Source organism: Streptomyces fungicidicus (genome assembly GCF_003665435.1).
Taxonomy (GTDB): domain Bacteria; phylum Actinomycetota; class Actinomycetes; order Streptomycetales; family Streptomycetaceae; genus Streptomyces; species Streptomyces fungicidicus.
The window spans coordinates 488,769-501,289 of record NZ_CP023408.1; the positions used below are offsets into that span (position 1 = coordinate 488,769).

11 protein-coding genes are annotated in these 12,521 nt (G+C 75.4%); 5 read left to right on the forward strand and 6 right to left on the reverse strand.

Annotated features, from left to right (window positions below; genetic code table 11):
- Positions 1-168 precede the first annotated feature (168 nt).
- Together CNQ36_RS32480 and CNQ36_RS32485 are read left to right on the forward strand one after the other, a co-directional pair.
- Positions 169-957, forward strand: coding sequence for an alpha/beta fold hydrolase (locus tag CNQ36_RS32480; protein WP_121549235.1), 789 nt, complete (start codon positions 169-171; stop codon positions 955-957).
- Between the two features lie 98 nt (positions 958-1,055).
- Complete coding sequence (locus CNQ36_RS32485) at positions 1,056-2,711, forward strand: catalase (RefSeq protein ID WP_121549237.1); 1,656 nt, start codon at positions 1,056-1,058, stop codon at positions 2,709-2,711.
- Position 2,712: 1 nt separating this feature from the next.
- Here the strand turns inward: CNQ36_RS32485 and CNQ36_RS32490 are convergent, their stop codons facing one another.
- On the reverse strand, positions 2,713-3,594 hold the full coding sequence (locus CNQ36_RS32490; protein ID WP_121549239.1) for a fructosamine kinase family protein: 882 nt from the start codon (positions 3,592-3,594) through the stop codon (positions 2,713-2,715).
- A gap of 164 nt (positions 3,595-3,758) precedes the next feature.
- Here CNQ36_RS32490 and CNQ36_RS32495 point away from each other — a divergent pair, with 164 nt between their 5' ends.
- The 3 genes from CNQ36_RS32495 to CNQ36_RS32505 all read left to right on the forward strand — a co-directional run bounded on the left by CNQ36_RS32495 (position 3,759) and on the right by CNQ36_RS32505 (position 6,292).
- Positions 3,759-4,082: a hypothetical protein gene (locus tag CNQ36_RS32495; RefSeq protein ID WP_121549241.1), complete on the forward strand. Its 324-nt coding sequence runs from the start codon at positions 3,759-3,761 to the stop codon at positions 4,080-4,082.
- A gap of 73 nt (positions 4,083-4,155) precedes the next feature.
- Entirely contained in the window at positions 4,156-4,689 is a 534-nt protein-coding gene (locus CNQ36_RS32500; RefSeq protein ID WP_121549243.1) for a DoxX family protein, read from the forward strand.
- Positions 4,690-5,056: 367 nt separating this feature from the next.
- On the forward strand, positions 5,057-6,292 hold the full coding sequence (locus CNQ36_RS32505) for an MFS transporter (protein WP_240659574.1): 1,236 nt from the start codon (positions 5,057-5,059) through the stop codon (positions 6,290-6,292).
- 18 nt (positions 6,293-6,310) lie between these two features.
- Here the strand turns inward: CNQ36_RS32505 and rfaE2 are convergent, their stop codons facing one another.
- The 5 genes from rfaE2 to CNQ36_RS32530 form a co-directional block, all read right to left on the reverse strand.
- Positions 6,311-7,735, reverse strand: coding sequence for a D-glycero-beta-D-manno-heptose 1-phosphate adenylyltransferase (gene rfaE2 / locus CNQ36_RS32510; RefSeq protein WP_121549245.1), 1,425 nt, complete (start codon positions 7,733-7,735; stop codon positions 6,311-6,313).
- Positions 7,732-8,367 (reverse strand): D-sedoheptulose-7-phosphate isomerase, encoded by a 636-nt coding sequence (locus CNQ36_RS32515; RefSeq protein ID WP_121549247.1) that lies wholly within the window; start codon positions 8,365-8,367, stop codon positions 7,732-7,734. Before CNQ36_RS32515 ends, rfaE2 begins: the two co-directional genes overlap by 4 nt.
- A 91-nt stretch (positions 8,368-8,458) precedes the next feature.
- Positions 8,459-9,706, reverse strand: a complete 1,248-nt coding sequence (locus tag CNQ36_RS32520) for a glycosyltransferase (protein WP_121549249.1) — start codon at positions 9,704-9,706, stop codon at positions 8,459-8,461.
- 82 nt (positions 9,707-9,788) lie between these two features.
- A complete protein-coding gene (locus CNQ36_RS32525) occupies positions 9,789-10,853 on the reverse strand; it encodes a glycosyltransferase family 2 protein (RefSeq protein WP_121549251.1) in 1,065 nt (354 codons plus the stop codon).
- Complete coding sequence (locus tag CNQ36_RS32530; RefSeq protein ID WP_121549253.1) at positions 10,850-12,517, reverse strand: carbamoyltransferase family protein; 1,668 nt, start codon at positions 12,515-12,517, stop codon at positions 10,850-10,852. The genes CNQ36_RS32525 and CNQ36_RS32530 overlap by 4 nt, the downstream gene beginning before the upstream one ends.
- Between the last annotated feature and the right edge of the window lie 4 nt (positions 12,518-12,521).

A 12,521-nucleotide genomic window follows, 5' to 3' on the forward strand; every position in this document is an offset into this window, starting at 1 on the left:
CGATACACAGCCCTTCCTCCGGCGCGTAGTTTCGGGATGCGGCGAGGGCACGACCGGAACGGGGGACCGGTCGCGCCCCGCCCCTTCGCCGTGCGCGTCCGCCGCGGCCCGGCGGCCGCTACGCTACCGGTCGGTAATCGAAGGTGGGCACCGACCAGGAGGCGACGTATGCCGCAGCTCGCTGTCGACGGCGCGGAACTGACCTACGACGACGAGGGGCCCCGCGACGCCGGGACCGCGCCCCTGGTGTTCCTGCACGGGTGGACCGCCGACCGGCACCGCTGGGACCATCAGATGGCCCACTTCGCCCCCCACCGCCGGGTGATCCGCCTCGACCTGCGCGGGCACGGCGAGAGCAGCGGCACGGGGGCGCGCACCATCGAGGACCTCGCCCGGGACGTCATCGCGCTCCTCGACCACCTGGGCGTCGGCCGGTTCGTGCCCGTCGGTCACTCGATGGGCGGCATGACCGCGCAGACCCTCGCCCTCGCCCACCCCGGCCGGGTGGAGCGGCTGGTGCTGGTGAACTCCCTCGGCCGGATGACCTACAGCCGGGCGCGGGGACTGCTGATGGCGGCGTCCACCCGGGTGCCGTTCAAGCTGTTCGTCGCCGCCAACATCCGGCGCGCCTTCGCCCCCGGTCATCCGCGCCACGAGGTCCGGGAGTACATCCGCGCCTCCGCGGCCACGCCCCGCGAGGTCGTCATGACCCTCTACTCCGCGATGCGCGCCTTCGACGTCCTCGACCGGGCCGGCGAGATCCGCGTGCCCACCCTGATGGTGCACGGCTACCACGACATCCAGCTCCCGGTGCGGCAGATGCTGCGGCTGGCCAAGGACTACGAGGACGCGGAGGTCCGCGTCCTGGACGCGGGCCACGAACTGCCGGTGGAGAAGCCGGCCGAACTCACCGCCGTCCTGGACCGCTTCCTCGACCGGCCGCCGGCCCGCGCCTGACCGGCCCGCTCCGGGTCGCCGCCCGCGGGGATGCGCGGCAGCATGACCCTCGTACGCGCCACCGGCGGGGGGTCGAGCAGCGCAAGGAGCCCACGATCATGACGGACCCGACCCGGAGCCCCGCTACCGGCGACGACCGCGAGGTACTCACCAACCGGCAGGGCCATCCGGTCTACGACAACCAGAACCAGCGCACCGTCGGCTCCCGCGGCCCGGCCACGCTGGAGAACTACCAGTTCCTCGAGAAGATCAGCCACTTCGACCGGGAACGCATCCCCGAGCGGGTCGTGCACGCCCGCGGCGTCACCGCCTACGGCTACTTCGAGGCGTACGGGAAGTGGGGCGACGAGCCCGTCTCCCGCTACACCCGCGCCAAACTCTTCCAGGAGCAGGGCAGGCGCACCGACCTGGCCATCCGCTTCTCCACCGTCATCGGCGGGCGCGACTCCTCCGAGGCCGCCCGCGACCCGCGCGGCTTCGCGGTGAAGTTCTACACCGAGGACGGCAACTGGGACCTCGTCGGCAACAACCTCGGCGTCTTCTTCATCCGGGACGCCATCAAGTTCCCGGACGTCATCCACGCCCTCAAGCCCGACCCGGTCACCTTCGAGCAGCAGCCGCGCCGCATCTTCGACTTCATGTCGCAGACGCCCGAGTGCATGCACATGCTGGTCAACCTGTTCAGCCCGCGCGGCATCCCGGCCGACTACCGCCATATGCAGGGCTTCGGCGTGAACACCTACAAGTGGGTCAACGGCGAGGGCGAGACCAAGCTGGTCAAGTACCACTGGATGCCGAAACAGGGCGTGCGCAGCATGACCGAGGAAGACGCGGCCAACGTGCAGGCCGACGGGCTCGGCCACGCCACCAAGGACCTGTACGAGGCGGTGGCGCGCGGCGACCACCCGGAGTGGGAACTGCTGGTCCAGATGATGGACGACCACGACCACCCGGAACTGGACTTCGACCCGCTGGACGACACCAAGACCTGGCCCGAGCAGGACTTCCCGCCGAAGCCGGTGGGCCGCATGGTGCTGAACCGGATGCCGGACAACTTCTTCGCGGAGAACGAGCAGATCTCCTTCGGCACCGGCGTCCTCGTCGACGGGCTGGACTTCTCCGACGACAAGATGCTCGTCGGCCGCACCTTCTCCTACAGCGACACCCAGCGCTACCGGGTCGGCCCCAACTACCTCCAGCTGCCGGTCAACCAGGCCAAGCACGCGGAGGTGCGCACCAACCAGCGCGACGGCCAGATGACGTACCACATCGACGGCGGCGGCGGGAACCCGCTGGTGAACTACGAGCCCTCGATCACCGGCGGGCTGCGCGAGGGCCACTACCCGACGCACGACGAACAGGGCCCGGAGATCCGGGGCCGGCTCACCCGCAAGCGCATCCCCCGCGCCAACGACTACCTCCAGGCGGGCCAGCGGTACCTGCTCCTGGAGGAGTGGGAGCGCGACGACCTGGTGAAGAACTTCACCGACCTGATCTCCCAGTGCGACCGGGCGGTACAGGAGCGCATGGTGTGGCACTTCCTGCTGGTGGAGAACGACCTCGGCCGCAGGGTCGGCGAGGGCCTCGGCATCATGCCGGAGGACGTCGCCCACCTCGACCCGCTGCCCGACCAGGACCTCACGGAGGAGGACCGCAAGCGTCTCGCCAGCCTGGGCGACAACCCGCCGCGTGACGTGTCGGGGCTCGTCATGACCCACTGCGTGCCCGACGAGCGGCATGTGACGACCCGGTGAGTCACCCGGCCGCCCGCGCCACCGCGAGCGCCTGCTCGGCGTAGCCGCGGCCGAACAGCACGGCGTGCACCAGCAGCGGGAACAGCTGGTGCACGCCGACGCGTGTCTCCCAGCCGCCGGCGAGCGGCGCCGCCTCCTGGTAGCCGTCCAGCACCGCGTCCAGATGGGGACAGCCGAACAGGGCGAGCATCGCGAGGTCGGTCTCCCGGTGCCCGCCGTGCGCAGCCGGGTCGATCAGCCGGACATGCCCGTCCGCGCCCCAGAGGACATTGCCGTTCCACAGGTCGCCGTGCAGCCGCGCGGGCGGTTCGGCAGGACCGGCGAGCTCCGGCAGCCGCGCGCAGACCCGCTCCACGAGGTCCGCCTCGGCGGGGCTGACGGTGCCGTCGTCGACCGCCCGCCGCAGATACGGCAGCACCCGGTGCCGGGCGTACCAGCCGGGCCACTCGTCGCCGGTGACGTTGCGCATCGGGGCGCGTCCGACGAACGCCTCCACCGGGCCGCCGGGCGGCGGCGCACCGAAGGCCGGCGCGCCCGCGGCGTGCAGCGCGGCCAGCTCCCGGCCGAAGCGCACCGCCGCCTCCCGGTCCGGCCGGCCCGGCGCCACCCGGTCCACGACCAGCCGGAACGCGTCGTGACCGTGCACCACCGGCGTACGCACCGCCCCGGCCGCGGCCAGCCAGCGCAGACCCGCGGCCTCGGCGCGCGCGGCCTCCGCGCCGCCCGCGTCCTTGACGACCACCACCCGGCCGTCGTCGAGCACGGCCTCGGCGAGTGAGCCGGACAGCGTACGCACACCGGTGACCGTCCGGCCGGTGAACCGGGCCGCCACCTCCGCGGGCCCGTCACCGTCGGGGACGGCGGAACGGGGAGCCTTGGTCATCGGCGGGACTCCTCATCTGCGCGGGCGCACCGTGGGACCCACGGGGTCGTCCCCAGCGTAGGAGCACCGGCCGCCGCCGCGTGCGCCGCCGGCCGGTCACGCGGGACGGTGAAATCCCGCCGTCCGCCGAGCCGGGGACACCCTGCCGGGGGAGCAGTGGAGACATGACGAGTCCTTCGTTCCAGCGCACCCTCACCCTCCCCGCCTCGCTGTGCGAACAGGCCGCGCAGCACCTGGAGCAGGCCGCCCGGCGGACGGTCGACGGAGCCGGGATCCCGCTGAAGGCGTTCCGCTCCGCCGCCGACAGCGACTACACCCTCCCGGTGTCCGTGGTGGAACAGGCGGCCGGCTGCCTGCTGGTCCTGGCCACGGAGACCGCCCAGACGGTACGTCCCTCGGCCCTGCGCGCCACCATCGGCGTCGCCCTGCGTCTGCGGGACGCCGTCCAGGCGGTCCACCAGCCCGCGCTCACCACCCGTTTCTGGTGAGGGCGCGCCGAATGGTCCCCGCCCCCAGGGGAACCCGCCGAACGTCCACCACTCACACTCCCAGGAGAAGGCCATGAGCCTCTTGCGTGTCCTCGGCCGTCCGATGCTGGCGTCGATGTTCCTCGCGGGCGGGCTGGACGCCGTCCGCAACCCGCAGAACGTGGCACCGCTCGCCGAGTCCGTCGTCCGCCCCGTCACGGACCGGGTCCCGGCGCTGCCGGACAGCACCGAGGACTGCGTGAGGCTCAACGGCGCCGTCCAGGTCGTGGGCGGGCTGCTGCTGGCCACCGGCAGGATGTCACGCCCGGCCGCGCTCGCCCTCGCCGTCTCGCTCATTCCGACGACGCTCGCCGCCCACCGCTTCTGGGAGGAGGAGGACCCCGCGCAGCGCGCCCAGCAGCGCATCCACTTCCTGAAGAACCTGTCCATGCTGGGCGGCCTGCTGATCGCCGCCGACGACACCGGCGCCGCCCCCTCGCTGCTCTGGCGGAGCCGGCACACCGCCCGCGAACTGCGCCGCGACGCCCATCTCGTCCGCCGCTCCGTCCGGGCCGGAGCCGCCCCCGCGGCGGCGGCCGGCCGGATCCGGGCCAAGCTGTCCTGCTGACGCGCGGCGCGCTGCCTTCCGGCGGCGGTGGAGCGAGGGCAGGGCCCGTCACCGGTGTGACGGGCCCTGCCCTCGCCCTTGTGAGCAACCACACTCATTGCCCAAGTCCCGGCCCCCTCGCACCTTTTGGCTCCGATGCCCGGCCGGCCGCCCGCTGCCCGGAACGGACTCGGCGTTCCCTTCTGCCACGATGGTCGGCGCCCAGTCCGGTGACGGGAGCCGCCGCGCGGCGCAGCCGGCGCTCAGCTCCCGCGCCCCCTCCGCTGAGTCCTGGACTCGTCTGCCGAGTAGCGCACCTGTGTCTTCCCCGCCCGTCTCCGCCCAGCCCGGGTCACGTTCGCCCTGGCGCTCGCTGCGGCACCGCAGCATGCGCTGGTGGTCCGTGGCGAACTTCGTCTCCAACGCCGGCACGTGGATGCAGCTCACGGTGCAGAACCTGCTGGTCCTCCAGATCACCGGGTCCGCGGCCGCCACCGGTCTCTCCATGTCCGTGCAGGCCGCACCGGCCCTGCTGATGAGCGTCCTCGGCGGCGCGGCCGTGGACCGCTGGCCGCGGAAGCTGACGGCCGCCGTCAGCCAGGCGACGCTGTCCGCCGTCGCGTTCACCACGGCCGTCCTGGTGGCGCTGGACCGGCTCGACATGACGTCCCTGATGGTGCTGGCCGCCGTCACCGGCGTCGTCGCCACCGTCGACAACCCGGCGTGCGCCCTGCTGGGCAACGACCTCGTCCCCGCCGAGGACGTCCCCTCCGCCATCGGGGTGGGCGCGCTGGTGTTCAACGCGGGCCGGCTCGCCGGCGCCGCGCTGGCCGGCGTGACGGTCGGGTTCCTCGGCACCGCCGCCGCCTACTTCGCCAACGGCTTCTCCTTCCTCTTCGTGACCGCGGTCATCCCGTTCCTGCGTCCGGCGGCGGGCGCGGTCCGTCAGGTGGCCGCGAGCGGCAAGCGCGCGCAGCCGCCGGGCATGACCGTCCGGGAGGGGCTGGCCTTCTTCGCCCGCCGGCCACGGCTGCTCGCCCTCGCCGGGGTCACCGGCGTCAGCGCGGTCTTCGGCCGCAACTACGGGCTGACGCTCGCCGTCCTGGTCACCGGGCCGCTCGCGGGCGACGCCGGGGCGTTCGGCACGGTGTCCACCGTGCTCGCCGTGGGCGGCATCGTCGGCGCGGTGCTCGGCGCGCGGCTGCGCCGGCCGTCCGTGCGGCTGGTCGGAGCCCTGGCGGCGGCCGGCGCGCTGCTGCAGGTGGTGGCGGGGATGTCGCCGTCGCTGGCCGTCCTGCTGGTGCTGGTCCTGCCCATGGCCGTCGTCGAGTCCGTCTCCGACACCGCCGGAACGGCCGTCCTGCAGACCGACCCGCCCGCCCGTCTGCGCGGGCGCGTGCTCGGCGTCTGGGGCAGCGTCGGCACCGTGTGGAGCCTGGGCGGCCCGCCCGCCCTCGGCCTCCTCATGGAACTGGCCGGCCCGCGCGGCGCCCTGATCACCGGCGGCCTGGTCATCGCCACGTCGATCGCGACAGGCCACCTCCTGCACACCCGCCGCACCCCGCCCCCGGTCCTCGTCCCCGCCCCCGCGGCCACTCCGTCACCCCTGAAGACAGCCGCCTGAGGACATCCCGGGCAGCGCTCACCCCGGCGGCGGCCGCACAGCGGCCGCCGCCGCCCTGGCCGCCCGCCGCGCCAGCCGCGTGGTGGACCGCCCGTCCAGGTAGGGCAGCACCACCGCCTGCCCACCCCACGTACGCAGCACCTCCGCCTCCGGCAGCTCCTGCACGGAGTAGTCCCCGCCCTTCACCCACACGTCCGGCCGCAGCCGCTCCAGCACCGCCTCCGGCGTGTCCTCCTCGAAGACCACCACCGCGTCCACGCTCCCCAGCGCCGCCAGCACCCTCGCCCGGTCCGCCGCCGGAGTGAGCGGCCGCCCCGCCCCCTTGCGTCGCGTCACCGACGCGTCGGAGTTGAGACACACGATCAGACAGTCACCGATCCGCCGGGCACTCTCCAGCAGTCCCACATGACCGGCGTGCACCAGGTCGAAGCAGCCGCCCGTGGCGACCACCGTCCCCCCGCGCGCCCGCACGGCCTCCGCCAGCCCGAACGCGTCGGCGGCCGGATCGGGCGCGGGCCCGGGGACGGCCGGCGCGTGCCACAGGCCGGGGTTCCCCGCCCCGCCCGCCGCGACGAACGCGGCCGCCTCGGCGACCGCCCGCTGCAGCGCCTCCTCCGGGAGCAGCCCGTCCGCCAGCGCCGCGACGGTCGTAGCGGCGAAGCAGTCGCCCGCGCCGCACGGATCCCCGTCCGCCCGGAACGGCGCCGGGATCAACATCGGCGTACCGCCTCCGGGCCGGGTCAGCAGCACCCCCCGGTCGCCCAGCGTCACGGCGACCCCCGCCGCCCGCCAGTGCTCCGCCAGCCGTGCCCCGCGCTCCGCGAAGGCACCCAGCGACATCCCCGAAATCTCCGGCGTCCCCGCGGAACCCGGGCACAGGGCGACCGCCTCCGCCGCGCTCGGCGTGACGACCCGCGCCCCCGGCACCGGCGGCTCGCCCCGGGGATGCGGATCCCACACCACGGGCGTGTGCCGCGACACGTCCTCCAGCAACGCGCGCACCGCCCCGGCGGTGTGCCGTCCGTAGTCCGCCACGAGGACGGCGTGGGCGCCCGCGAGCGCCCCGCGCACCGCGTCGTCCGGCTCGCCGGGCGTCCCGCCTCCCCGGTCGATGCGCACCACCGGCCGGCCGCCCGCCAGCACCCGGGTCTTCACCGGCAGCGTGCCGTGCAGCGGCAGCTCCAGCAGCCCGACCCGGCCGCTGAGCGCACGGCGCACGGCCTCGCTGGCCGGGTCGTCGCCGAGCGCCGTCACCAGCACCACGTCCCGGCCGCCGCGGGCCGCGAGCGCGGCGGCCAGCCCGGCCCCGCCCGGATGCCGGCGGTCACCGGTGACGTCGACGACCGGGGCCGGCGCGTCCGGGGCCAGCCGGGTGGCTACGCCCTCGATGTCCTCGTCGAGCAGGACGTCCCCCACCACCACCAGCGGTTTCGGACCCGTCATGACACCCTCCCGGGAACGGCCGCCGCGGCCGGCGCGAGAGGCGCGGCCACGGCGGCGTCGAAGCACTCGCAGAGCAGGTGCACGGCGACCAGATGCGTCTCCTGGACGGTCGCCGTGCTGCCGGCCTCCACGCACAGCGCCTCGTCGGCGGCCTCCACCAGCGGGTTCGGGCCGGGCCCGGTGAGCGCCCAGACCCGCAGTCCGGCCCGCCGGGCCGTCACCGCCGCCGCGATCAGATTGGCGCTGCGCCCCGAGGTGGACAGCAGCATCAGGACGTCGCCGGGCCGGCCGTGCGCGGTCACCTGACGGGCGTAGACGTGGTCGAAGCCGTAGTCGTTGCCGATGGCCGTGACGCTGGAGGTCTCCGCGTGCAGGGCGAGCGCGGAATAGGCGCGCCGCTCCCGGCGGTAGCGGCCGACCAGCTCGGCGGTCAGATGCTGGGCCTGCGCGGCGCTGCCGCCGTTGCCGGCGGCCAGCAGCCGTCCGCCGTCGGTCAGGACGGCGGCGAGCCGTCCGCCCCAGTCGGCGATCCGGGGCAGACCGTGCCGGCGGAAGCCGTCCAGGGCCTCCTGGAGCGACCGGCAGTGCAGACGGGCGGCTTCGAGGGCTTCGGGAGCGGAGTCTTCGGTCATGGCGTGTCGGGCGCGCCCCCTCGGGGGGACGGCGGCGCGCCCGCACCTCCTTCCAGCGTCGGACGTCGGCGGACCGGCCCGGCCCGGCGGTTCAGCCGGTTCCGGTCGCGGCGGGTTCGGCGTCGAGGACCTCGCAGTACGCCGTCTCGGTGGCCGCGGCGATCCGCGCCCAGCCGTAGCGGCTGAGCACCCTGCGGCGGCCGGCCGCCCCGCACGCCTCCCGGACCTCCGGGCGGGCCAGCAGCCCGGCGACGGCCCGCGCCAGCGCCTCGGGGTCGCCCGGCGGCACCAGCCGGCCGGTGGCCGGATCGGCGACCGTGTCGAGCTGGCCGCCGACCGCGCTGGCCACCACCGGACGGCCGCAGGCCATGGCCTCCAGCGGGACGATCCCGAAGGGCTCGTAGTCGGCGGGGCACAGCACCACGTCGGCGGAGCGCAGCAGCGCCGGCACCCGGGCCGCGTCCACCCCGCCGGTGAACCGGACCCGGTCGGCGACGCCCGCGTCCCGCGCCAGGCCGCGCAGCCGGCGCACCTCCGGGTCGTCGTCGAGGCGGTCCGCGCGGGGCCCGCCGACCACCACCAGCTCCGTGCCGGGGAGCCGGGCCAGCGCGGCCACCGACACCGCCGCACCCTTGCGCGCCACCAGCCGTCCCAGCTGCATCAGCCGGTACCGGTACGGGCCGCGCGGCGCGGAGGGGCCCAGCGGCGAGAAACGGTCCGGGTCCACGCCGCACGGCACGACCCCGATCCGGTCCGCCGGCACGCCCATGCGGATCAGCTCCGCGACCTCGTCCCGGCAGGTGGCGATCACCCGGTCGCAGCCGAGCCCCACCTCGACCTCGCAGCCGATCCGTTCCGGCGGACTGGTGTCGGCGAGCCGCTGGTGCCGGCGCTTCACCGCGCCCAGCGCGTGGTACGTGTGCAGCAGCGGCAGCCCCAGCTCCCGTGCCGCCCCCAGTGAGGCGAGACCCGACATCCAGTAGTGCGAGTGCGCCAGGTCCGGGGTGCGCGCCCGCCACTCCCGGACCAGCCGGCGTTCGAACTCCTCCATGTACGGCAGCAGCCGGTCCTTGGGGACCGGTTCCGCGGGACCCGCCGGGACGTGGTGCACCTCGACGCCCTCGCGCAGCGGCACCCGGTCGGGCAGACCGGGCGCGTCGCGGCGGGTGTGCACGGTGACGCGGTGCCCGCGGTCGGCGAGCGCGCCGGCCAGCGCGGCGACATGGACGTTCTGCCCGCCCGCGTCCACCCCGCCGAGGGTGGCGAGCGGGCTCGCGTGCTCCGAGACCAGCGCGACGGACAGCACGCCGGGGGAGAGGGGGCCGGAAACCGGGATCATGCGGGCACCTCCCTGGTCGCACGCCGTGACAGCGTCTTCATACGGCCGCTCCCGAGTCCGTCGGTCCCGTCCGTCGTGCCCGTCATGAGGTCAGCCGTTCGACGGCCGGCGCACGGTGCGCGGGCGTGGGGTCCGCGGCCCGGTGCGGGCGGTACCGCGCCCCGCGGTGGAGGACGTGGCCGCGCAGCCAGTGCCAGGTCGCGGCGGGCGGGACGAGGGCGCTGGTGACCGCCATGGTGACGATCTCCGCACGGGTGCGCGGTCCCGGCAGGATCCGGGCGAGGGCGAACTCGGCGGTCCCCGCCAGCCATCCGGCGGCGCACACCGCCGCCGCGGGCCGGCGGCCGGACAGCGCGCACACCGCGGCCGCCAGCCCCGCGCCGGTCACCGCCAGATGCAGCGGCAGACGGCCCCGGGGCGCCTCGGCCCGCCGCCACCAGCCGCGGCCGTGCAGCCGGGTCATCAGCACGTCGTCGGCGTTGCCCGCCTGGAGCCGTACCGAGATCCAGCGCCCGGCGGGCCGTACCGGATGCGTCGTCAGACGGCGGCCCGTGGACAGCGACCAGCCGGCGTCGAGCACCCGCAGCGCCAGGTCCGCGTCCTCCCGGAACGCCCTGCGGAACCGCTCGTCGAAACCGCCCACGGCCTCCAGCGCCCGCCGCCGGTACGCCATGTCGGCGGTTATCCAGCGGGCCCCGGCGAGACCGGCGGTGCCCCGCTCCCAGTCGGTGGGCGCCCGGTCCGGCGGCAGGGGCACCTCGATCCGGGCGGTGATCCCGGCGGTCGCGACGCTCGCCCCGGCGAGGTCGAGGGCGAGATCGTCGGCCCAGGTGGGGCCGGGCACCACGTCGTCGTCGAGGAAGACGATCCACGGGGTGTCCCCGGCCACCCGCCACCCGGTGTTGCGGGCGGCGGCCGGACCCCTCGCCCCGCCCGGCACCACGACGGTGCGCGAGCGCAGCGAGGGCGGGACGGCGGCCGTCAGGGGCGGGCCGGCCGGGTCCGGCCGGTCGTCGACCAGCACGACCCGCACCGGTCCGGGCCCGTCCGCCTCGGCCAGCGCCCGCAGGCACCGGCCCAGTTCGGGCCTGCCCAGCGTGGGCACCACCACCGCGTACTCCCCGTTCGGGGCCGCCGGGCCGGTCATCGGGTCACCTCGTCCTCGTCGCGGGAACGGAACAGATCGCCGCGCCGGACCGCGTACGGGCCGATCGCCAGAAGGTCGACGGGGGAGGAGCCGAAGCACTCCAGGGCGTCGCGGGGATCGTCCACCATCGGCCGGCCCGCCGTGTTCAGGCTCGTGTTGACGACCACCGGCAGCCCGGTCAGCCGCTCGAACTCACCCAGCATCCGGGCCACCAGCGGCTCGCGCGCCGCGTCGACCGTCTGGACGCGGGCGGTGCCGTCGACGTGCACCACGGCGGGCACGCGGTCCCGCCAGGCGGGGGCCACGTCGTGCACGAACAGCATGTACGGGCTGGGCAGCGGCCCGTCGAAGATCTCGGCGGCGCGGTCGGCGAGCACCATCGGCGCGACCGGCCGGAACTGCTCCCGCCCCTTCACGTCGTTGAGGCGCTCCAGATTTCCGGCGTGCCCGGGGTGGGCCAGCAGCGACCGGTGGCCGAGTGCCCGGGGACCGTACTCGCCGCGCCCCTGGAACCAGGCGACGACGCCGTTGTCCGCCAGCGTCCGGGCCACGGTGGCGGCGATGTCCGCCGGCCGTTCGAAGGGGACGGCGGCCGTCTTCAGCCACGCCCCCAGCTCCGCGTCGGACCAGTCCCTGCCCAGGTCGGCCCCGGTCATCGGCTCGGGCTCGTCACCGGCGCCGGCGGACAGCAGCAGGGCGCCGCCGAGGGCGGTCCCGGCGTCGCCCGCCGCGGGCTGCACCCACACCCGGGAGAACGGTCCCTCGCGGGCGACGCGGGAGTTGGCGACGCAGTTCAGCGCCACGCCCCCGGCGAGGGTGAGCACCCGGTCGTGGGTCCGGCCGTGCAGCCAGCGCACCAGGTCCAGCAGGGTCTCCTCCAGCACGGCCTGGGCGCTCGCCGCGACATCGGCGTGGTCCCGGCTCCACGGTTCGTCCGGGCGGCGCGGCGCGCACAGCTCGTGCCAGGGCACGCCGGTGGCGTGGAAGCCGCCGTCACCTGTCGGATACACGTGACGGCGCAGTTCGGGCAGCATGCGCGGGGTGCCGTGGGAGGCGAGGGCCATCACCTTGAACTCGTCGGAGGAGCGCAGGAATCCGAGGTGCTCGGTCAGTTCCTCGTAGACCAGGCCGAGCGAGTGCGGGAGGTCCTGCGCGTGCAGGGGCTCGAGCCGGTCGCCCACGCGGCGTGCGGCGAGGTGCGAGGCGCGTTCGCCGCGGCCGTCCAGCACGAGGACGGAGCAGTCGCCGGCGTCCGGCGCGGCGAAGGCGCCGGAGGCGGCGTGCGCCATGTGGTGCGGTACGAAGCGGACGGCGCCCGGGTCGAGTCCGGGCAGTGCGGTCCGCAGGAAGCCGGGGGCTTCCCGCGCGTAGGTGAGCCGCAGGTGGTCCCACGGGTCGTCGAGCCCCATGGCGTCGGCGGGGCGGGCGAGCGCCGGGTCGAAGGAGTAGGCGACCGCGTCGACGTCCTGGGGACGCAGCCCGGCCCGCTTCAGGCACCAGGCGGCGGCCAGCTCGGGCAGTTCCCAGGCGGAGAAGGGCAGGGGGCGCTTGCCGTGCTTGCGCCGGGAGAACCGTTCCTCCTCCGCGGCGGCGACGGTCCGTCCGTCGATCACCAGGGCGGCTGCGGGATCGTGGAAGAGGGCGTTGATGCCGAGGATGCGCATGGGC